Below are 19,416 nucleotides of genomic sequence, written 5' to 3'. Positions count from 1 at the left end.
CATGCCGAAGCAAAGCGACGACCGTACCGACAAACCGTCCATCGTGGACATCGTCACGCATCCCGAAAAGTTCGACACGTGGCAACGTCAGCGCGAGCGGGAAGAAGGAAAGGACCGGCAGCGGAAGGATTTCCCGGACCGTCCTTCGGAATAGCGCCGCTCCCGTCGGACCGCCGGAACTGGCGGATCGAGCAGTGGAGCGCGCTTAGCCGGTCGTGGAGGCACCCTTGGCCGCTTCTGCCTGTCCGGCGGTTTCCCTCAGCCACGCGACGATCTCTTCCCGTCGCGGCAGCCGGCCGGACATCCTGACCTTCTCCTCGATGACGAGGCCCGGCGTGCTGACGATGGGATAGTCGAGAATCCGGTCGGTATCGGTGACGTGTTCGATCTCGACGGAGACGCCGGCTTCCAGTGCCGCCTCCCGTGTCAGTTCCTCCAGGCGTTTGCAGCGGGCGCAGCCCGGTCCCAGGACTTTGACGTGCATGGTTCGATCCTCCTTCGATAAACGGTTGCCGATGGCAAGCGAGCCGGCTGGTCAGGCCGCCTTCGCCATCGTGCCGGTCCGGCGGTGGATGACGTAAAGGACGGCGGCAAGGACCAGCAGGAACAAGGCGAGTTCTCCGCCAAGCAGCCAAGGGCTGGCTCCATCCTTCCAGGCGCCGAAGGTCAGGCCGGCACCGGTGCTGAACAATGCCACCAGCCCGACATAGGTCCATGCCTTGGGTCGTCCTATGATGCTGGCCGTGATCAGGATGCTTTGCAGGCTCAGTTCGGGGTCCGCCATCAGATAGGCCAGCAGCGGTCCCGGATGCATGCCGAGCGAGAGGAACATCCTGGCTACCGGAACCTCGACCAGGGTCGGGAAGTACATGAACACGCCGAAGACGACGCCGACCAGATTGGCGAGCACCGTGTTGGCGCCCGCCATGGTCTCCACCCACTCCGGCCGGAGGAACACCCGCAACACGCCCACCATGAAGACGCCGACGACCAGCAGCGGAAAGATCTGGCGGACGAAACGCCAGCTTTCCCACAGCCATTGCTGCACCTCGAACCGGTCGATGTGGCGGTGGGCGACCCAGGCGATCGCAGCCATCGCCGCCACGACGCCGAGCATCCTGCCGGTCATGTGCAGCGTGACGCCTCCGCCCTGGGGCTGCATGCCCATCGCCGCAACCGCCAGGGTCAGGACGACCAGCCCCAGCGCCGCCCAGGTCCAGCGGTTGAAGCCCTCGTCCACCCGCCCCAGCCCGCGCGGCGCCACCGCCGCGATAATGCCCAGCAGCAGGACGAGGATCGCACCCTGGGCGCCGATGCCCTCCTCACCCTTCGCGGGATCAAAGGGCAGCAGCCGGTGCAGCGCCGTCTCGACCGCGTCCATGCCGTGGATCGGGACAGTGACGCTGGCATAGCTGTCGAGCAGGAAGCCGACCTTCAGCGTGCCGGCGATGAGCAGCGTCACCATCAGCAGCATCAGGATGACAGCGGCGGGTTGCAGGCGCTCTCCGCCGGTGAAGCCGCCATCGGCCTCCTTGGCGTGGACACGGTCGTCCGCGCTGAAGACCAGCGCCATGATCATCCCGATACCGATGCCGAAAACCAGCGAGAGCACGAACCGCGCTACGGCGAACTCGACGCCCAGGGCGGCGCCGGTATAGGTCAGCGCCAGGATATTGGCCGCCGGCGCGAAGAACAGGAAAGTGATGGCCGGCCCCAGTCCCGCGCCCTTCCGGTAGATACCGGCGAACAGCGGGACGATGGTGCACGAACAAACGGCCAGCAGGCTCCCCGCGGCGGCGGCGGCCGGGTAGGCGACGGCCTTCGGGGCGCTGCGCCCGAGAAAGCGGGTGATCGCCGACTTCGGCAGCAGTGCGGACAGGCCGCCCGCGATGAAGAAGGCAGGGACGAGGCACAGCAGCACATGGGCGGCCAGATAGGACGCAAGGCTGCCGAACCCGCTCCGCAGGATTTCAACGGGAAGGGCGGCTGTTTCCATGGCGCGTACCCCCACTCTGCCCCCCGCTTTGCCGGCGGGGCGCTTGGGAGAAGGATGCCGGGCACTCCGTCGCGGCGCACTGATGCAGGTCAATCGCGGCGCTGAGCCGGGGTGGAAATTCCGGACTATGCCGATCCGCTTCGCTGCGATGCCGCGTGACCGGCCGGTGCTGCGCCGCCGTCGCGCCGATCGTCGCCCGACAGGCTCTCGGCGATGCGGCGAGCCGTCTCGCGGGCGCTGCGGCCGACCCCGATCAGGGTCGCGGAAGCCGGTCCGGTCCAGCCGCCGTAGCCGACGAACCAAAGCCCCGGTTCCCTTATCGACCGGGTGCCGTCGAGTTCGACCGTGCCGTCCGGACCGACGATGCCGAGTTCGGTTACGTGGTCAAGCGCCGGGCGGAAGCCCGTGCACCAGATGACGGCATCCACCCCGGTTTCCGTTCCGTCCCGCCAGACCACCCCGGTCTCGGTAAAGCGGGCGAAGGGGCGGACGGAGCGCAGCACGCCGCGTTCCCGCGCCTCTACCACGGGCGGGACCATGACGATGTCGCCGAGGCCCCCTGCCGGAATGTCCGGTTCGCGTCCTTCCTGGAGCGCCTTGAGCCGGGCGGTGGCCCGATGGAACAGCACGCGGCCATCGACATCGTCCGGCAGGAAGACCGGCGGCTTCTCCGTCACCCATGTCGTCGCGGCTGTCTTGGACACCTCGGCGAGGATCTGGGCGCCGGAGTTGCCGCCGCCGACGATCAGGACGCGCCGGCCGGCGAACGGTTCAGGGGTTTCGTAGGCGGCGGAATGGATCTGGACACCGCCGAAGACATCCCGGCCCGGATAGTCCGGAATGTGGGTCCGCCGCCAAGTCCCCGTTGCGCTGACCACCATGCGGGCTGTCCAGTCGCCCCGATCGGTGACCACCCGCAGATGGCCGTTGCCTGCGTGCTCGACCGAGCGCACCGATACCGGCCTGCGGACCGGCAAATCGTAGCGGGTTTCATAGCGGGCGAGGTAGTCGAGCACTTCGTCCCGGCCGGGATATGTCGTCTCTCCCCCGGCCATCGGCCAGCCGGGCAGCGACGACCAGGGGGCGGGCGAGAACGGGCGCAGCGACTGCCAAGTATGCCGCCAAGCTCCGCCGGGGCTGGTCCCGGCGTCGAGGATGACGAAGCTCAGCCCTGTCCGCCGGAGATGGTAGCCGACGGCCAGCCCCGCCTGCCCGCCGCCGATGACCACGACATCGGCATGTCCGGTCATGGGCGCGTCGCCGTTCCACCTGATGTCGCGGCGGCCAGAACCGCACCGGGCGGGAAGAAGCGCTGGCCCAGCCGCAACGCGACGTGAACCAGCAGGATCAGCACCGGCACCTCCACCAGCGGGCCGATGACGGCGGCGAAGGCGACCGGCGACGCCAGTCCATAGGCGGCGATGGCGACGGCGATAGCCAGTTCGAAGTTGTTGCCGGCCGCCGTGAAAGCGATGGCGGTCGTGCGCGGGTAGTCCGCCTCGATCAGCCGGCCCATCGCGAAGCTGATGACGAACTGGACCAGGAAGTAGATCGAGAGCGGAACCGCGATCAAGAGCGCGTCGAACGGCAGCCGCACGACGTCGGCGCCCTTCAGGCTGAACATGGCGACGATGGTGAACAGGAGAGCAGCCAGCGTTATCGGTCCGATGCGCGGCAGGAACTCGCCCTCGTACCATGCCCGTCCCTTCCTCGCCGTCAGGATTCTGCGGGTCAGGAAGCCCGCGAGGAACGGAATGCCCAGGTAGATCAGCACGGCGTTGGCGATGGTCCAGAAACTGACGTTGACCACGCTGCCTTCCAAGCCGAACAGGGGTGGCAGGACGCTCAGGAAGATCCAGGCGTAGACGCTGAAGAACAGGATCTGGAAGATCGAATTGAACGCGACCAGACCGGCCACGTACTGGTTGTCGCCGCGCGCGAGCTGGTTCCAGACCAAGACCATGGCGATGCAGCGGGCAAGGCCGATCAGGATCAGGCCGGTCATGTATTCCGGATGATCGCGCAGGAAGAGGACCGCCAGCCCGAACATCAGGCAGGGGCCGATCAGCCAGTTCTGCACCAGGGAAAGGACCAGCACCCGCTTGTCGGCGAAGACGCGATGCAGTTCCTCGTACTTCACCTTGGCCAGCGGCGGGTACATCATCAGGATCAGCCCGATGGCGATCGGAATGTTGGTGGTCCCGACCGACAACCTGTCGAGCGCCGCCGGCAGACCTTCGAACACGGTGCCGAGCACGACGCCCAGCGCCATGGCCAGGAAGATCCATAGTGTCAGGTAGCGGTCGAGGAACGACAACCGCGAGGCTGGAGCGGTGGAGGACATGAGGATACTCGTTTCAGCTTCAGGCAAAGCGAAGTCAAGTGACGCGGCGTCAGGCGATGCGGCGGCCCTGCTCGTCGACGACGCGCTCGCCGTCTTCCTTGGCGAAGGCGCCCCGCTGAGGATCGGGGAGGATGTCGAGCACCGCTTCGGACGGACGGCACAGGCGGACGCCGAGCGGCGTCTCGACGATGGGCCGGTTGATCAGGATCGGATGCGCGATCATGGCGTCCAGCAGCCGGTCGTCGGACAGCGACGCGTCATCCAGGCCGAGTTCGGCATAGGGCGTGCCCTTCTCGCGCAGCACGCTACGAACCGGCACGCCCATGCGGCGGATCAGGTCGGCCAGCCGGTCGCGGCTGGGCGGCGTCTTCAGGTACTCGACGATTTCAGGTTCGACGCCGGAGTTGCGGATCAACGCCAGCGTGTTGCGGGAGGTGCCGCAGGCGGGATTGTGATAGATGGTGACGCCGGTCATGACGCCGCTCCCTGCACAGCTTCCGCCCGCATCCTGCCGATGTCGCGTAGCCTGTTCTGGAGCGACAGCTTGTCGAGCCCCTCCAGCCGGAGGCTGGTGAAGACCTTGATGCGAGCTTCCAGTTCCAGATAGACGCGCTTGAAAAGCTTGAGGCCCTGATCGTCCGGTCCGACGAAGGCGGCTGGGTCCTCGACGCCCCAGTGGGCCGTCATCGGCTGGCCCGGCCATGCAGGGCAGGCCTCGCCCGCAGCGTTGTCGCAGACCGTGAACACGAAATCGAGCGGTTCCGCACCCGGCCCGGCGAACTCGTCCCACGACTTCGAGCGGAAGCCCTTGATGTCGTAGTTCAGGTTGCTCAGCAGCTTCAGCGTCAGCGGATGCACCGTGCCCTTGGGTTGGCTGCCCGCGCTGAACCCCCGGAACCTGCCCGCTCCCCACCGGCTGACCGCCGCTTCGGCCAGAATGCTGCGGGCGCTGTTGCCGGTGCAGAGGAACAAGACGTTATAGGTCTTCTTCGATTCCATGGATGCCTCCTGAGGCTATCTGGCCGCGATAGGCGGCGGTCGTACTGGTGTCGGGGACTTTCGGGGACTGGAACGGAGATCAGACGCGGCGGCGCGGCGAACTCGCGGTGGACTCGCCGTTGGCCGCCTCGGGAGCCGTGGCGCAGATGGGACCGCAAGCAGCGGCGTTGGCCGGCAGGCCGCAGCAGTTCTCCATCAGAAAGCCCATCAGGGCGTTCATGTGGCTGTATTCGGCGCTGTAGATCAACGACCGGCTCTCGCGTCGCTGCGCGATCAGCCCCGCATGGTTCAACTGAGCCAGATGGAAAGACAGGGTATTGGGCGCCACGCCGAGAGCCTCCGCGATGGCTCCGGCCGGCAGTCCGTCGGGACCGGCTTGCACCAGCAGCCGGAAAACATCCAGCCGCGTCTCCTGCGACAGCGCCGACAGCGCCGACAGAACCGCCTTCTTATCCATGGGACCCACCAACCTCCGCCTCTTGGCTACGAAGCTTCACTTCCATAATTCAATGTAAGTGGAATTATGCCGTGGATTGCGGCGCGTCAAGTTACAATCACGTGACGGCGCGGAGCGCTGCCGGAGCGCTGACGCTGAGGAACAAGTGCCGTGGAAATAGATTGCGGAAAGGAGCACTGAACTGCCGGTGAGGAAGAGGACTGGCGAAAGCCAGCCTCCAGGGTGCGGGTCACGGAATGAATTAAGGCTCCGGCTTCGCCAGCCGGGGTTCGGAAATCCACTGGCACGTAGGAGCCGGGTTGCGGCAAACAGGCACAGTTTCATCTATTTAGCAGAATTTTTAGATAATGGGCATCTATTCCATTATATCGCGTCAAACGGCCTTGAAGGCATGGTAGCATCGTGCTACCTTTTGCGGAGGTGATGATGAAGCCGACTCACCCCCTGGAAGTGGTGCGGTGCCTTGCTGAGGACGAGGGGACCTGTGAGTTTTTCAAGCCGGTGCTTCAAATGCTCAGGGAAAACAAAATGGACTCTGATGATCTCCGTGAGATCATCATGACTGAACTCGGCGAGCACCACTGTTTCGATACGCAACCAACGAGAAAGTACTATCCGTCTACCGTGTCGGATTACTTCTCGATTTGGGTAGATGATTGTGGCACTCAGATGTTTCTTAAATACCTGATCGCCAATAACCGTTTGGTTGTGACTTCATTCAAGAAGGACGCAAGATATGCCTGAGCGTTGCCTTAAGTGCGGCGAGAATACGATGCATGAGCGCATTGCTCAAATGCAACACGTCCAAGGTAGCCGTACGGTCCTGATTGAGAATGATCGCCATATGTTTTGTGAATCCTGTGGCAACGTGAGCTATTTGGGAGATCAAATCTCCCAAATCGAATTGACGGTTGCACGCAAGATCCGCGAGGAGGACGGCTTGTTGCCTCCACAGGATTTGAAGGCCATTCGTTTGAAGTACAATCTAACGCAGGCAGAGATGGAACAGCTCATTTCTGCGGGGCCGAAGACCTGGGTGCGATGGGAGCGTGGTAAGGTGGTGCAGAGCAAAGTCGCTGATACGCTCATCCGCCAGATCGCGGAGCAGCCTGATCTGGTCCGTAGCCTGTTGAGCCGCTCAGGTGTGGCTAGTGCTGCTGCTCAGCAGGTGCTTGCGGCCATCGATGAAGACGTCGAGAGACAGGTCGCTGAAATGATGCGCCAACGTCTTGGCCCGAACCCTGCGGTTGATATCGAGATGCTGGTGCGAGACACCGCAGAGGCAATCCGCCGCTCCCAGCGCGAAGTCACGGCCCGGATCGTACGGGCGGCATGAGCAGCGATGATAAGATTGTGCATCTCGCAGATCATCGTGAGCAGCCTATCGGCTCGACGACAGAGGAGTTCCAGCGAGTCGTCGAGCGGGGTCTGGCCAAGGCCGTCGGCCTGAGCCTGCGCACGATCCAGCGCGTCTGGGAAGTGCACCGACTCCAACCGCACCGTATCCGCACTTTCAAGCATTCCAACGATCCGGCCTCCGCGGCCAAGATCAGGCGAATTCTCGAAACAGGCACGACTTCGCTAGACGGGCAGGCACTACAAAGCGGAAGTTAGTGGCGTCATTAACGTCAGATAAACAAACCCCACCTATTGGATGAATTGCTGACCGTCGCTTTTTCCTAGGATAGGAATATGACGATGACCCTGCGAGACAGGTTCAATATCTTCGTCCAGGAATCTCTGGATGAATTCCGGGAGGCTGAGCACTCCTTGACGGCTGCCGTCCAGTTAGGTGATGCCCTCGTGCTTGAGGCGGCCAGGAGTAAGGCGCTGAGGTTCGGTATGAATTCCGCCCTCCCGACCTTCCATATGGCGGACTGAGCCTACGCTACACACGCTGAAAGCAATCCGGCAAAGGTTCTCCATTGCACGTTTGAAAGACACGGAGCGACAAATTACACCAATGAACTGATTAAACAAAAATGCCGAGACTTAGGTATTCTTCGGGATGTCGCTAATGGGCACAAGCATCTCATCCTGGACGAACCCAAGAATAAGACCAAAACCAAGCACATTAAGGGAGCCGAGGACATTCGTGTCCGTGGGACGGGATGGGGTGAACTGCCCTATGGTGTAGGAAAGTGGGGCGGGGTAGAGACGGTCTGCGTCGAACTTCAGGCCGGAGGGACCGTACAGCTTTTGACCTTGGTCGGTACTGTCGCTGCGATGTGGGATCAACTGATCCGCGATATGGATCTTTAACGCCTTTATATTTTATTTCATTTAGGCGTGATCCAATTCCTTTACCCTGAGGATACGCTGGTAGTAACGCGGGTGGACCGGCTTGCCCGCTCCATCGTTGACCTCCAGGATATCGTGCGGGAACTGAAGGCCAAGGGCGTGAGCCTAAAGGCGACCGAACAGCCGATTGATACGGGCACGGCGGCGGGCAAGGCGTTCCTCAATATGCTGGGCCTGTTCGCGGAATTCGAGACGAACTTGCGGAAGGAGCGCCGGCTTGAGGGGATTGCCAAGCGCATCGGGATCAGGCGAACCAGCGTGTACCGAGTGCTGGAGAACGCCAACGAACGGCTGGTGGGTTGCAAGTCCAGCAATATCGAAAAATTCATGTACCCCCTGGATTTAGGGCAACTATGGCGGAGGGAGCGGGATTCGAACCCGCGATACCATTTCTGGTATACACACTTTCCAGGCGTGCGCCTTCAACCACTCGGCCACCCCTCCATCAAGGCCGCGGAAAATAGGGGAGAGCGGAGGAGGATTCAAGTGCTTCGTTCACGTCGGCTCCCAGGAAAGTGATAAAGGCGTGCATTGCGCGGATCGGGGGGCCGCAGCATGTTCCTGGAGAGAGCCGATTTCCCGTGAGGTGTTCGTGGTTTTTCTGAGAGTTACCGGCGCTATCCTGCTGTTGGCGGGCATGGCGGCGCTGGGGTTCGACCTGTGGCAATACGTCCAATCCAGCGGTCAGGGAATGGGCCAATCCACCGGCCAGGGCTTCCATCTGGCCGCCGCCGGGGAGCTTTGGTACCGCCTCAGCCCCGGCACGCTCAACCTGACCCAGGCGGTGACGCAGCGCTATGTCCTGCCGGAGCTGTGGGACCCCGTGCTGCTCACCGTCCTGCTGTGGCCTGCCTTCCTGGTGCTGGCGGTGCCAGGGCTGGTTCTCTTCGCGCTGGGATCGCTCAGGCGGCGCTGATATCGGCGGCTCCGGCGCCGTCCAGCAGTTCGCTGACGGTGCGGCAAAGCAGCGCTATGTCCTGCTCGCGTGACAGGCGGTGGTCGCCGTCCTTGACCAGGGTGATCCGCACGTCCTCTCCCGCCAGACGCTCCGCTATGCGCTGGCTGGTCCGCCAGGGCACGTCGGCGTCGCGCATCCCGTGCAGCAGGCGGACCGGGCAGGTCAGCGGGATGGTCTGGCGCAGCAGCAGGTGCTTGCGGCCGTCCTCGATCAGGTGGCGGGTGTAGGGATAGGGCTCGCCGTAGTCGGACGGCTGCATCAGGACGCCGGTTTCCATCAAGGTATTGCGGTCGGCCTCGTCCAGGGTGGACCAGATCAGGTCCTCGGTAAAGTCGGGGGCCGCCGCGATGCCGACCAGTCCCGCCACGCGGCCGGGGCGGGCCAGCGCCGTCAAAAGCATCATCCAGCCGCCCATGGAGGAGCCGACGACGATCTGCGGCCCGGATGTGGTCCGGTCGAAAACCGCCAGCGCGTCCTGCGACCACAGGCCGATGCCGCCATCCTCGAACCGGCCGCTGGACACGCCATGGCCCTGGTAGTCGAAGCGGACGAAGGCAGCACCGCGCGCCCGGCAGAGTTCTTCCAGCGCCACCGCCTTGGTGCCGGTCATATCCGATTTGAACCCACCCATGAAGATGACGCCGGGAGTACTTCCTTCCGTGCGCCGATAGGCTATGGTGGCGCCATCGCGCACCAGGGTATTTTCCTGTGAATTCGTCTGATTGAACATGTCGAAAGATTCCATGAACGGGGCACAGAACACTACCACGGCTGACCACGTCGGCAACCCGCAGGCAGATGGGGAACCGGCAGGCGCCACCGCAACAGGCCGCCCCGTCGTCCTCCAGGTGCTGCCGGCCCTGCTCACCGGCGGCGCGGAGCGCGGCGCCATAGACATGGCCGCAGCATTGCACCAGGCGGGCGGAACGCCCCTGGTGGCATCGGCCGGCGGTCCGATGGCGCGGGAGCTGGAGCGCTGGCGCGTCCCCCACTTCACGCTGCCGCTGGAAAGCAAGAACCCGGCGGTCATGCTCCGCAACGTCGACCGTCTCAGCCGGATCATCCGGGAGCATGACGTCGATATCGTCCATGCCCGCAGCCGGGCGCCGGCCTGGAGCGCCCTCGGCGCCGCCCGCCGCACCGGCGTTCCGTTCATGACCACCTTCCACGCGCCGTATAACTTCGACGGCAAGCTGAAGCGGTTCTACAACTCCGTCATGGCGAAGGGCGACCGGGTGATCGCGATCTCGGAGTTCATCCGCGACCATATCCTCGGCAGCTACGAGATCGACCCGGCGCGCATCCGCGTCATCCATCGCGGCATCGACATCAACAACTTCTCGCCCGACCGGGTCAGCCCGGAACGGGTGATCCAGCTTGCCAAAGCATGGCGGCTGCCCGATGACCACAAAGTCGTCATGCTGCCGGGCCGGCTGACGCGCTGGAAGGGCCAGACCGTGCTGATCGATGCGCTTGCCAAGCTGGGCCGCCGCGACATCCTGTGCCTGATGGTCGGCTCCGACCAGGGCCGCACCGGCTACCGCCAGGAGTTGGAGGAACAGACCAGGCGGCTGGGACTGGAAGGCGTCGTCCGTCTGGTCGACCATTGCAACGACATGCCGGCCGCCTACATGCTGGCCGACGTCGTGGTCTCGGCGTCGAGCGATCCCGAAGCCTTCGGCCGGGTCATCGTCGAGGCTCAGGCCATGGGCCGGCCGGTGATCGTGACCAACCACGGCGCCGTCCGCGAAACGGTGATCGCGGGGGAAACGGCCTGGGCCGTTCCGCCCAACGACGCCGACGCGCTGGCGGAAGCGCTGGCCGACGCGCTGTCGCTGGATGCCGGCCAGCGCGCCGTCCTGGGCGACCGCGCCATGGCTTACGTCAACGCGCGCTTCACCAAGGACCGCATGTGCGCCGATACGCTGGCGGTTTACGACGAGCTGATGGCGGCGAAAAAGCGCACATGAGGGTCGAATCCTGGATAACGCCGGGACACGCCCCTTGCCCTGAGCTTGACTCGACCGGCAATGGGCATAGAGTGCGCCTTCTTCCTTGGGATGATTGCTTTTAGACGATGCAAACGGCTGAACAGATCCAAAAAGTCGCGGTTACGCTGCCGGATGGCAGTGTGCGCGACTACGATGCCCCGGTGACGGGCTTGCAGATTGCCGAGTCGATCGGCAAGCGGCTGGCCAAAGACGCGCTTGCCGTCAAGATCGACGGTACCCTGCGCGACCTCACTACCAGCATCACTACGGATGCAGCCGTCGAGATCGTCACCCGCGACCACGCGGATACGCTCGGCCTGATCCGTCACGATGCGGCGCATGTGATGGCGGAAGCCGTCCAGTCGCTTTATCCCGGCACGCAGGTCACGATCGGCCCGGCGATCGCCAACGGATTCTATTACGACTTCGCGCGGTCCGAGCCGTTCACGCCCGACGACCTGGAAAAGATCGAAGCGAAGATGCGGGAGATCATCTCCCGCGATGCCCGCTTCGAACGCGAGGTCTGGGACCGCGACGAGGCGATCCGCTTCTTCGAGGAGCGGGGCGAGAAGTACAAGGCCGAACTGATCCGCGACCTGCCCGGAACGGAGGACATCTCCGTCTACCGTCAGGGCGAATGGCTCGACCTGTGCCGTGGTCCGCATATGCCGTCCACTGGCAGGATCGGCCAGGGCTTCAAGCTGACGAAGGTCGCCGGCGCCTATTGGCGCGGCGATCACCGAAACGCCATGCTCCAGCGCATCTACGGCACGGCATGGCGCGACGAGAAGGAGCTGAAGGCCTACCTGCACCAATTGGAAGAGGCGGAGAAGCGTGACCACCGGCGGCTTGGCCGGGAGATGGACCTGTTCCATCTTCAGGAAGAGGCTGTCGGCGCCGTGTTCTGGCACGACAAGGGCTATACCCTGTGGCGGACGCTGGAAAATTACATCCGTGCCCGGCTCGAGCGGACCGGCTACCTCGAGGTCAAAACGCCGCAGCTGATCGACCGCGCGCTCTGGGTGGCTTCCGGTCACTGGGAGAAGTTCCGCGAGGCAATGTTCACGACCAATTCCGATGAGGAAAAGGTCCTGGCGCTGAAGCCGATGAACTGCCCGGCCCATGTCCAGATCTACCGTCAGGGCATCAAGAGCTACCGCGACCTGCCGCTCCGCATGGCCGAGTTCGGATCGTGCCACCGCAACGAGCCGTCGGGCAGCCTGCACGGCATCATGCGGGTTCGGGCGTTCACCCAGGACGACGCCCATATCTTCTGCACGCCGGAGCAGATCACGTCGGAGAGCATCGCGTTCTGCGACCTGCTGCTCAGCGTCTACAAGGATCTGGGTTTCATCGACGTCTCGGTGAAGTTCTCGGACCGTCCGGCCACCCGTGCCGGCACCGACGAGGTGTGGGACCGGGCGGAAGGCGCGCTGCGCGAAGCGATCGAGGCTGCCGGCTTGCCCTATACCATGAACCCCGGCGAGGGCGCCTTCTACGGTCCCAAGCTGGAGTTCGTGCTGCGGGACGCCATCGGCCGCGACTGGCAGTGCGGCACCTTGCAGGTCGATTTCGTGCTGCCGGAGCGGCTGGACGCGGAATATGTCGGCGAGGACGGTGCGCGTCACCGGCCGGTGATGCTCCACCGGGCCATCCTGGGCTCGATGGAACGCTTCATCGGCATGCTGATAGAGCACTACGCCGGCAAGTTCCCGCTCTGGCTGGCGCCGCTTCAGGTCGTGGTCGCGACCATCACCAACGATGCCGACGAGTACGGCGCCGAGGTGCTGAAGCAGTTGCGTCAGGCCGGTATCCGGGCGGTGCTTGACACACGGAACGAGAAGATCAACTTCAAGGTCCGCGAACACAGCCTTGCCAAGGTACCCCTGATGGTGGTGGTGGGACGCCGCGAGTCGGACGAGCGGACTGTGGCATTACGTCGTCTGGGCGGCAAGGATCAGGAAGTCCTTGCTCTTGACGCCGCTGTCAATACAATTGTGGCCGAAGCGGGGTCGCCCCTTGGCAATCTCGTGCCGGAATCACCATTCTAACACTGGGCGGCCTGACTCCGGCGCGTTTGGGGTTAGGCCGTTCAAGCCTGGATCGAATACCATTCCGGGCGCCTGGGCACCGGCGGGTTGGAACACCCGGCGGTAAAAAATCAAACGCATCAGGCGCTTGGACCAATTGAGGGAGACTATTCCATAGCCAGACCAAATGCCGACGCCACACCGTCCCGTGATGGGCCGCGGGTCAATCGGGAAATCAATGTCCGTTCCGTCCGCCTGGTGGATGCCGCCGGCGAGATGGTCGGTGTCGTTTCGATTCGCGACGCGCTGATCGCCGCGGAAGAAGCGGGGCTCGACCTTGTCGAGGTTTCCCCGAATGCGGACCCGCCGGTGTGCAAGATCCTCGACTATGGCAAGTTCAAGTACGAGGCGCAGAAACGTGCCAACGAGGCACGCAAGAAGCAAAAGATCATCGAGGTCAAGGAGATCAAGATGAGGCCGAACATCGACGACAACGATTACGACGTCAAGATGCGCAGCGCCCGTCGGTTCCTTGAAGAAGGCGACAAGGTGAAGGTCACCATGCGCTTCCGCGGCCGTGAGATGGCTCACCAGGATCTTGGCATGAACGTGCTGATCAAGGTGCGCGACGATCTCGTGGAACTGGCCAAGGTCGAGCAGATGCCCAAGCTTGAAGGCCGCCAGATGATCATGGTCCTGGCTCCCAAATGACGCGTTGACCGAATCGTTGCCGTGGGCCCTGCTCCCCCACGGCACAACGCAAAAAGCCCGCCGTTCGGCGGGCTTTTCGTGTTTCCAGGGTCCTGAGTTCAGGGTCTTGAGAAACCGCTCAGTTCGCCGGTTTCTTGTCGTCCATCGCGTCGCTCGCTTCGCGGCTCTTCTGCTGGATCGCGTTGCCGACATTCTCCAGCGCCTCGCCGGTCTGCTTGGCGACGTTGCTGGCGGTGTTGTCGATGGCTTCGCCTGCGCGTTCGGCCGGGCCTTCACTGTCGTCACATGCCGCGAGCAGCGGCATGCCGAGCACCAGAACAGCACCAAACACCGCGCGTCTCAGGCCGGAACCGGTCGTGGAAGACATGGAGCAACTCTTCGAATTGTTGAGGTTGCTCCGTCAACACGCGTCAAGTGTGTTTTGTTCCGCAAAAGCGAAAGGGCCGCGCAATGCGGCCCTTCCACCCTGTCGAAAACCCAAGACGCCGAAGCGTCAGGCCGAAGCGTTACGCCGCCGCCTTGATGCCGGCCTCGATCACGCTCGGCTCCACCTGATCGGCAAACTGCTTGAAGTTCGCCTCGAACCGCTTGGCGACCTCCTGGGCGGTCTCGTCGTAGGCGCGCTTGTCGTTCCAGGTGTTCTTCGGCTGAAGGACGTCCGCCGGCACGTCCGGGCAGGCTTCCGGAACGAACAGGCCGAAGTTGGGGTCGGGCTGGTGCGGGGCATCAGCCAGACCGCCTTCAAGCGCCGCGCGGATCAGCGAGCGGGTATGGCCGATCGACATCCGCTTGCCGGTGCCATAGGCGCCGCCGGTCCAGCCGGTGTTGACCAGCCATACGTTGGAGCCATGCTTGGCGATCTTCTCGCCGAGCAGCTTGGCGTAGACCGCCGGGTGGCGCGGCATGAACGGAGCGCCGAAGCAGGTCGAGAACGTCGCCTGCGGCTCGGTGACACCCTTTTCTGTGCCGGCGACGCGCGCGGTGTAGCCGGACAGGAAGTGATACATCGCCTGATCGGGCGTCAGCTTGCTGATCGGGGGCAGCACGCCGAAGGCGTCGGCCGTCAGCATGACGATGTTCTGCGGAATGCCGCCGATGCCGGTCTCGCTGACGTTCGGGATGAAGTCGAGCGGATACGAGGCGCGGGTGTTCTCGGTATAGTGCGCGTCGTCAAGGTCGAGAACGCGGGTATCCGGGTCCATCACGACGTTCTCGAGGATGGTGCCGAAGCGCCGGGTGGTCGCATAGATCTCCGGCTCGGCCTTCTCGCTCAGCTTGATGACCTTGGCGTAGCAGCCGCCCTCGAAGTTGAAGACCGAGGTGTTCGACCAGCCGTGCTCGTCGTCGCCGATAAGGGTGCGGCTGCCATCGGCGGACAGCGTCGTCTTGCCGGTGCCGGACAGGCCGAAGAACACGGCGGTATCGCCGCGCGGCCCGATATTGGCGGAGCAGTGCATCGGCAGCACGCCCTGGGCCGGCAGCAGGTAGTTCATAACGCTGAAGATGCTCTTCTTGATCTCGCCGGCATAGGACGAGCCGCCGATCAGGATCAGGCGCTTCGCGAAGTTGCACAGGACGAAGACGTCGGACCGGGTGCCGTCACGCGCCGGATCGGCCTTGAACTCGGGCACCTGGAGGACGGTGAACTGGGGCTGGAACTCGGCCCGGTCGCGCGCCGCCGGGCGGATGAACATGTTCTGGGCGAACAGGTTGTGCCAGGCGTTATGGGTCACGATACGGACCGGCAGGCGGAATTCCGGGTCGGCGCCGGCATACAGATCCTGGACGAAGACCTCGCGGCCATGGAGATACTCGGCCATCCGGGCGTGCAGTCGGTCGAAGGCCTCTTCGGTGATCGGCTTGTTGACGTTGCCCCACCAGATGTCGCCGCTGGTCGACGCTTCCTGGACGATGAACTTGTCGTTGGGCGAACGGCCCGTGTGCTGACCAGTAATGGCCACCAGCGGCCCGCCGGCTGCGACCGTCGCTTCACCCCGGATCAGCGCCTGCTCATAAAGCGCCGCGGCACTGTAGTTCCAGTGCGCCGCTTTGAGATTGGTCAAACCCAGATAATCGAGGCCGATGCTGCTGATGGTCGGTCCGAATTGCTTCACGGTGTTTCTCTCCAGTTCTTTTATGTCCGGTACGCCGGGTCAGCTTCGGACCCGGCGAAATCAGGCCTTGGTTTCGTTCGAACCGGTCCGCGCCTTGCGGACCAGCCTGACAAGTTCCATCCGCGCCGCTTCCGCATCGGCCACGGGACGCTCGAAATCCAGCCGGGCGGTCCGCCCCCCAAGACGCAGGTCGCATCCTTCTGGGTCGACGCCCGTCAGCTTCCAGCCTCCACCGGGTTGACCGAGCAATACCGTTGCGTACAGCTCGACCGCGTCGGCATGGTCCTCGTTCATATGCTCTACGACATCGGGTTCCCGCAATGCCAGTGTCTCGGTATCTGAGAGTTGGTACAGCAGGTCCCCGGCCGTGATCCAGTGGATGCGGCCGAAGCCGGCCACCAGATGGGCGCGTTCCACGACCATACGCCAGACTGTGAAGTCGGCGAATCCCGCATAGAAGCCTGCGCTCTCATGACGCGCCAGGAAACGCGCGCGATGCCGCGGGTCTTCCGTGACCTCCATCCGCCCCAGCACCGACACGCGCGGGCCAGTCAGCGGCTCCGCGAGTCCGCCAGTCCCGTCGAACAGCAGGCCGGCACGCGGATCGGCCTTGATGTTGGCGGTATGGTCCGCCAGATCTGAGATGAGCAGGAGGGGAGACGCGTCGTGATCGAGGGCCGTCAGCACCAGCGACGGATAAGGCCAGCCGCCCGCGTCGCGCTGGGCCGTCGCCAGCGCGGCACGGTCGGCCTGCCTCATGACACGCCGCGCAATCGCCGCCGGACCTTGGCCAGGCTGGGGGCCGGCCTTAGAACCGGCCGGTGGATCGGCCTCTGGCTTGATGGTAGGATTCATCTGTCGGACCGCCGTTTTCCTGGGCTCAGCATGCCCGATTTTGCGCCGCAATGGTGCCATATTGGCAAACCACAGTGCCGGTGCGGAAGAGGGATTTTCCGCACCCGGACGGATGCTTCATTTCGCGCATCCGAACGGGTGCATCACGTCGAACGTGCATGAAGGAGAGGCGCGTTGCCGCAAACGATCGCGCTGGTTGATGACGACCGCAATATTCTGACGTCGGTATCGATCGCGCTGGAAGCCGAGGGCTTCGAAGTCCGGACATACACCGACGGCGACGAGGCCCTGCGCGGCCTGACGGCCAAGCCGGTCGATCTGGCCGTGCTGGACATCAAGATGCCGCGCATGGACGGCATGGAGCTGCTGTCGCGCCTGCGCCAGACCAGCGGCATGCCCGTGATTTTCCTGACGTCGAAGGACGATGAGGTGGACGAAGTGCTCGGGCTCCGCATGGGGGCCGACGATTACATCAAGAAGCCGTTCAGCCAGCGCCTGCTGATCGAGCGCATCCGGGCGCTGCTGCGGCGCGAGCAGATGCGCCAGGACAAGGGGACCGCCGATCCGGCCAGCGTGATCGTGCGCGGCGACCTGCTGCTCGACCCCGCCCGCCATGCCTGCGCCTGGAAAGGGCAGCCGATCGAGCTGACGGTGACCGAGTTCCTGCTGGTCAAGGCGCTCGCCGTCCGTCCCGGCCACGTCAAGAGCCGCGACCAACTGATGGATGCCGCCTATGGCGAGCACATCTACGTGGACGACAGGACGATCGACAGCCACATCAAGCGCCTGCGCAAGAAGTTCAAGGCGATCGACACCGAGTTCGGCCAGATCGAGACGCTGTACGGCGTCGGCTACCGCTATCGCGATGCTTGAACGGACCCTGGCGCCGACGGCGAGTCCGCCAAGGGCGTCTAAAGGCAAGATGGCGCCGCCGGCGCGAGGAAAGAGGGCCGAATCGGCACCGCCGGAACGGAACCATGACCGGAATTCGGCGTCCCAACGCTACCGCCGCGCTTTCTCGCCGCTGACTCTCCGGATCCTGGCGGTCAACGTCCTGGCCCTGGCGATCCTGGTCGGGGGGCTGCTCTATCTCGGCCGCTACCAGGACCGCTTGATCGAAAGCGAGCTTGAGGCGCTCCTGACGGAAGCCCGCATCTTCGCCGGGGCCATCGGCGAGGCCGCGGTCACCCGCGACGGCGACGAGACCAACGACCTCTCCCATGACCTGGCGCGGCAGATGGTCCGCCGGCTGGTTGAGACGACCGACACCCGGACCCGGCTGTTCGATCCCTTCGGCCGGCTGATAGCCGACAGCCGCGTGCTGATCGGCCCCGGCGGCGTGGTCCAGATCGAGGAACTGCCGCCACCGGTCCAGGGCGGCTGGCCGACCCGCCTCGCCATCGACATCTACGACCGGATCGTCAACGCCCTGCCGTCGCGCGACAAGTTCCCGGTGTTCCGCGAAGGCCCCGATCAGGTCGCCAACCATTACGAGGACGTGGTCCGCGCGCTGACCGGCGACCTGAGCGCCAGCGTCTGGACGACATCCGACCATGGCATGATCCTGACCGTGGCGGTACCGGTCCAGCGCTTCAAGCAGGTGCTGGGCGCGGTCATGCTGTCACGGGGCGGCGCCCAGATCGACGCCGCGATCCGCTCGGTCAGGCTCGACATCCTGAAGGTCTTCGCGGTCGCGCTGGCCGTGACGGTGCTGCTGTCGTTCTATCTGGCCGGCACCATAGCGCGGCCGATCCGCAAGCTGGCGGCGGCGGCGGACCATGTCCGGCGCGGCCATGGCCGGCACCACGAGATCCCCGACTTCAGCCGGCGCGGCGACGAGATCGGCGACCTGTCCGGCGCGCTGCGCGACATGACGGCGGCGCTGTGGCTGCGGATGGACGCGATCGAAAGCTTCGCCGCCGATGTCGCCCACGAGATCAAGAACCCGCTGACCAGCCTGCGCAGTGCCGTGGAAACCGTGGCGCGGGTCCGCGACCCGGACCAGCAGCGCCGGCTGATGTCGATCATCGAGGACGACATCCAGCGGATGGACCGCCTGATCAGCGATATCTCCAACGCGTCGCGCCTGGACGCCGAATTGAGCCGCGCGGAAACGGAGCCGGTCGATATCGGCCGCATGCTCCGCATGCTGACCGACATCCACGAGACCACGGCGGCCGAGCGCGCCGCTCCGCGCGTCCTGCTCGACCTGCCGACCGGGGCCGACCTGACGGTACCGGGCCTGGAAGGACGGCTGGTACAGGTCTTCCAGAACATCATCGCCAATGCGCTGTCGTTCTCGCCGCCGGACGGTACCGTCGCCGTCAGCGCCAGGGCCACGGGCGAATTCGTCGAGGTGACCGTCGCCGACCAAGGGCCGGGCATGCCGGAAGGCAAGCTGGAAGCGATCTTCGACCGCTTCTACACCGAACGGCCGGCGGGCGAGAAGTTCGGCACCCATTCCGGCCTGGGGCTCAGCATCTCCAAGCAGATTGTCGATGCCCATGGCGGCGAGATCTTCGCCCGCAACCGCCACGCGGATAGCGAGCCGGATGCGGCTGAAGTGCGCGGTGCGGTCTTCACGGTACGCCTGCCGCGCCACCGCAACGATTGAACGGCGCCGCCGGTTCGGCATATGATGTGTCCGGGTTGAAGGGGAC

Annotated in this window: 21 protein-coding genes, 1 tRNA gene and 2 pseudogenes; 12 read left to right on the top strand and 12 right to left on the bottom strand. The window is 64.3% G+C overall.

Annotated elements, in window-relative coordinates; all coding sequences use genetic code 11:
- The first annotated feature begins 1 nt into the window (after position 1).
- Entirely contained in the window at positions 2-154 is a 153-nt protein-coding gene (locus N826_RS43170; protein WP_157599353.1) for a hypothetical protein, read from the top strand.
- Positions 155-205: 51 nt separating this feature from the next.
- Here N826_RS43170 and N826_RS19485 read toward each other — a convergent pair whose 3' ends face one another.
- The 7 genes from N826_RS19485 to N826_RS19455 all read right to left on the bottom strand — a co-directional run bounded on the left by N826_RS19485 (position 206) and on the right by N826_RS19455 (position 5,796).
- The gene (locus tag N826_RS19485) at positions 206-484 is read right to left on the bottom strand and encodes a thioredoxin family protein (RefSeq protein WP_044431551.1); all 279 of its coding nucleotides are present in this window, start codon (positions 482-484) and stop codon (positions 206-208) included.
- 51 nt (positions 485-535) lie between these two features.
- Positions 536-1,996 (bottom strand): permease, encoded by a 1,461-nt coding sequence (locus tag N826_RS19480; protein ID WP_044431549.1) that lies wholly within the window; start codon positions 1,994-1,996, stop codon positions 536-538.
- Positions 1,997-2,121: 125 nt separating this feature from the next.
- Positions 2,122-3,246 (bottom strand): ArsO family NAD(P)H-dependent flavin-containing monooxygenase, encoded by a 1,125-nt coding sequence (locus N826_RS19475; RefSeq protein ID WP_063772278.1) that lies wholly within the window; start codon positions 3,244-3,246, stop codon positions 2,122-2,124.
- The gene (arsB, locus tag N826_RS19470; RefSeq protein ID WP_044431547.1) at positions 3,243-4,340 is read right to left on the bottom strand and encodes an ACR3 family arsenite efflux transporter; all 1,098 of its coding nucleotides are present in this window, start codon (positions 4,338-4,340) and stop codon (positions 3,243-3,245) included. Before arsB ends, N826_RS19475 begins: the two co-directional genes overlap by 4 nt.
- A gap of 49 nt (positions 4,341-4,389) precedes the next feature.
- The gene (arsC, locus tag N826_RS19465; RefSeq protein ID WP_044431545.1) at positions 4,390-4,815 is read right to left on the bottom strand and encodes an arsenate reductase (glutaredoxin); all 426 of its coding nucleotides are present in this window, start codon (positions 4,813-4,815) and stop codon (positions 4,390-4,392) included.
- Positions 4,812-5,339: an arsenate reductase ArsC gene (locus tag N826_RS19460; protein WP_044431543.1), complete on the bottom strand. Its 528-nt coding sequence runs from the start codon at positions 5,337-5,339 to the stop codon at positions 4,812-4,814. Before N826_RS19460 ends, arsC begins: the two co-directional genes overlap by 4 nt.
- Before the next feature lie 79 nt (positions 5,340-5,418).
- Positions 5,419-5,796: an ArsR/SmtB family transcription factor gene (locus N826_RS19455; RefSeq protein ID WP_044431540.1), complete on the bottom strand. Its 378-nt coding sequence runs from the start codon at positions 5,794-5,796 to the stop codon at positions 5,419-5,421.
- Between the two features lie 423 nt (positions 5,797-6,219).
- Here N826_RS19455 and N826_RS19450 point away from each other — a divergent pair, with 423 nt between their 5' ends.
- From N826_RS19450 to N826_RS40280, 5 genes and pseudogenes are all read left to right on the top strand, one after another.
- Positions 6,220-6,540, top strand: a complete 321-nt coding sequence (locus tag N826_RS19450) for a hypothetical protein (RefSeq protein ID WP_044431539.1) — start codon at positions 6,220-6,222, stop codon at positions 6,538-6,540.
- Positions 6,533-7,132, top strand: a complete 600-nt coding sequence (locus N826_RS19445; protein ID WP_084720905.1) for a type II TA system antitoxin MqsA family protein — start codon at positions 6,533-6,535, stop codon at positions 7,130-7,132. Before N826_RS19450 ends, N826_RS19445 begins: the two co-directional genes overlap by 8 nt.
- Positions 7,133-7,218: 86 nt before the next feature.
- Positions 7,219-7,359, top strand: a pseudogene (locus N826_RS43165) (IS630 family transposase); the annotation flags it as partial.
- A gap of 129 nt (positions 7,360-7,488) precedes the next feature.
- Positions 7,489-7,677 carry a hypothetical protein gene (locus N826_RS19435; RefSeq protein WP_044431535.1) on the top strand — a complete coding sequence of 63 codons (189 nt, stop codon included), beginning with the start codon at positions 7,489-7,491 and terminating at the stop codon, positions 7,675-7,677.
- A 408-nt stretch (positions 7,678-8,085) separates the two neighbouring features.
- A pseudogene (locus N826_RS40280) lies at positions 8,086-8,322 on the top strand (recombinase family protein); the annotation flags it as partial.
- Between the two features lie 129 nt (positions 8,323-8,451).
- Here N826_RS40280 and N826_RS19425 read toward each other — a convergent pair.
- A tRNA-Ser gene (locus tag N826_RS19425) sits at positions 8,452-8,541 on the bottom strand.
- A gap of 148 nt (positions 8,542-8,689) precedes the next feature.
- On the opposite strand from N826_RS19425, the gene N826_RS19420 reads away from it, so the two are divergent.
- Complete coding sequence (locus N826_RS19420; RefSeq protein ID WP_244619662.1) at positions 8,690-9,013, top strand: hypothetical protein; 324 nt, start codon at positions 8,690-8,692, stop codon at positions 9,011-9,013.
- Here N826_RS19420 and N826_RS19415 read toward each other — a convergent pair.
- Entirely contained in the window at positions 9,000-9,785 is a 786-nt protein-coding gene (locus N826_RS19415; protein ID WP_044431532.1) for an alpha/beta hydrolase, read from the bottom strand. The genes N826_RS19420 and N826_RS19415 overlap by 14 nt on opposite strands.
- Before the next feature lie 13 nt (positions 9,786-9,798).
- Between N826_RS19415 and N826_RS19410 the strand changes: the two genes are divergently transcribed.
- The 3 genes from N826_RS19410 (at position 9,799) to infC (ending at position 13,787) form a co-directional block, all read left to right on the top strand.
- A complete protein-coding gene (locus N826_RS19410; protein ID WP_044431531.1) occupies positions 9,799-11,025 on the top strand; it encodes a glycosyltransferase family 4 protein in 1,227 nt (408 codons plus the stop codon).
- 107 nt (positions 11,026-11,132) lie between these two features.
- The gene (gene thrS / locus N826_RS19405; RefSeq protein ID WP_044431530.1) at positions 11,133-13,097 is read left to right on the top strand and encodes a threonine--tRNA ligase; all 1,965 of its coding nucleotides are present in this window, start codon (positions 11,133-11,135) and stop codon (positions 13,095-13,097) included.
- A gap of 153 nt (positions 13,098-13,250) precedes the next feature.
- Entirely contained in the window at positions 13,251-13,787 is a 537-nt protein-coding gene (gene infC / locus N826_RS19400) for a translation initiation factor IF-3 (protein ID WP_044431717.1), read from the top strand.
- A 118-nt stretch (positions 13,788-13,905) separates the two neighbouring features.
- Here infC and N826_RS19395 read toward each other — a convergent pair whose 3' ends face one another.
- From N826_RS19395 to N826_RS19385, 3 genes are all read right to left on the bottom strand, one after another.
- Positions 13,906-14,154 carry a hypothetical protein gene (locus N826_RS19395; RefSeq protein WP_044431529.1) on the bottom strand — a complete coding sequence of 83 codons (249 nt, stop codon included), beginning with the start codon at positions 14,152-14,154 and terminating at the stop codon, positions 13,906-13,908.
- Positions 14,155-14,293: 139 nt separating this feature from the next.
- Positions 14,294-15,901 carry a phosphoenolpyruvate carboxykinase gene (locus N826_RS19390; RefSeq protein WP_044431528.1) on the bottom strand — a complete coding sequence of 536 codons (1,608 nt, stop codon included), beginning with the start codon at positions 15,899-15,901 and terminating at the stop codon, positions 14,294-14,296.
- Positions 15,902-15,961: 60 nt separating this feature from the next.
- Positions 15,962-16,756 carry a HugZ family pyridoxamine 5'-phosphate oxidase gene (locus tag N826_RS19385; protein ID WP_044431527.1) on the bottom strand — a complete coding sequence of 265 codons (795 nt, stop codon included), beginning with the start codon at positions 16,754-16,756 and terminating at the stop codon, positions 15,962-15,964.
- A gap of 174 nt (positions 16,757-16,930) precedes the next feature.
- Here N826_RS19385 and N826_RS19380 point away from each other — a divergent pair, with 174 nt between their 5' ends.
- Both N826_RS19380 and N826_RS19375 read left to right on the top strand, forming a co-directional pair.
- Entirely contained in the window at positions 16,931-17,629 is a 699-nt protein-coding gene (locus N826_RS19380; protein ID WP_044431526.1) for a response regulator transcription factor, read from the top strand.
- The gene (locus N826_RS19375) at positions 17,622-19,370 is read left to right on the top strand and encodes a stimulus-sensing domain-containing protein (protein ID WP_044431524.1); all 1,749 of its coding nucleotides are present in this window, start codon (positions 17,622-17,624) and stop codon (positions 19,368-19,370) included. Before N826_RS19380 ends, N826_RS19375 begins: the two co-directional genes overlap by 8 nt.
- The last annotated feature ends 46 nt before the right edge of the window (positions 19,371-19,416 follow it).

Origin of the sequence: Skermanella aerolata KACC 11604 (genome assembly GCF_000936425.1) — a bacterium.
Taxonomy (GTDB): domain Bacteria; phylum Pseudomonadota; class Alphaproteobacteria; order Azospirillales; family Azospirillaceae; genus Skermanella; species Skermanella aerolata.
The sequence above is the reverse complement of the archived record's forward strand: the minus strand, read 5'-3'. Positions and strand labels throughout refer to the sequence as shown.

Excerpts from the sequence above, each read along its gene's own strand:
- N826_RS19415 (WP_044431532.1), bottom strand. The coding sequence starts at position 9,785 with ATGTTCAATCAGACGAATTCACAGGAAAATACCCTGGTGCGCGATGGC.
- N826_RS19435 (WP_044431535.1), top strand. The coding sequence starts at position 7,489 with ATGACGATGACCCTGCGAGACAGGTTCAATATCTTCGTCCAGGAATCT.
- N826_RS43170 (WP_157599353.1), top strand. The coding sequence starts at position 2 with ATGCCGAAGCAAAGCGACGACCGTACCGACAAACCGTCCATCGTGGAC.
- arsB (WP_044431547.1), bottom strand. The coding sequence starts at position 4,340 with ATGTCCTCCACCGCTCCAGCCTCGCGGTTGTCGTTCCTCGACCGCTAC.
- arsC (WP_044431545.1), bottom strand. The coding sequence starts at position 4,815 with ATGACCGGCGTCACCATCTATCACAATCCCGCCTGCGGCACCTCCCGC.
- N826_RS19460 (WP_044431543.1), bottom strand. The coding sequence starts at position 5,339 with ATGGAATCGAAGAAGACCTATAACGTCTTGTTCCTCTGCACCGGCAAC.
- N826_RS19485 (WP_044431551.1), bottom strand. The coding sequence starts at position 484 with ATGCACGTCAAAGTCCTGGGACCGGGCTGCGCCCGCTGCAAACGCCTG.
- N826_RS19410 (WP_044431531.1), top strand. The coding sequence starts at position 9,799 with ATGAACGGGGCACAGAACACTACCACGGCTGACCACGTCGGCAACCCG.
- N826_RS19455 (WP_044431540.1), bottom strand. The coding sequence starts at position 5,796 with ATGGATAAGAAGGCGGTTCTGTCGGCGCTGTCGGCGCTGTCGCAGGAG.
- N826_RS19475 (WP_063772278.1), bottom strand. The coding sequence starts at position 3,246 with ATGACCGGACATGCCGATGTCGTGGTCATCGGCGGCGGGCAGGCGGGG.
- thrS (WP_044431530.1), top strand. The coding sequence starts at position 11,133 with ATGCAAACGGCTGAACAGATCCAAAAAGTCGCGGTTACGCTGCCGGAT.
- N826_RS19375 (WP_044431524.1), top strand. The coding sequence starts at position 17,622 with ATGCTTGAACGGACCCTGGCGCCGACGGCGAGTCCGCCAAGGGCGTCT.
- N826_RS19395 (WP_044431529.1), bottom strand. The coding sequence starts at position 14,154 with ATGTCTTCCACGACCGGTTCCGGCCTGAGACGCGCGGTGTTTGGTGCT.
- N826_RS19445 (WP_084720905.1), top strand. The coding sequence starts at position 6,533 with ATGCCTGAGCGTTGCCTTAAGTGCGGCGAGAATACGATGCATGAGCGC.
- N826_RS19450 (WP_044431539.1), top strand. The coding sequence starts at position 6,220 with ATGATGAAGCCGACTCACCCCCTGGAAGTGGTGCGGTGCCTTGCTGAG.
- N826_RS19480 (WP_044431549.1), bottom strand. The coding sequence starts at position 1,996 with ATGGAAACAGCCGCCCTTCCCGTTGAAATCCTGCGGAGCGGGTTCGGC.
- N826_RS19385 (WP_044431527.1), bottom strand. The coding sequence starts at position 16,756 with ATGAATCCTACCATCAAGCCAGAGGCCGATCCACCGGCCGGTTCTAAG.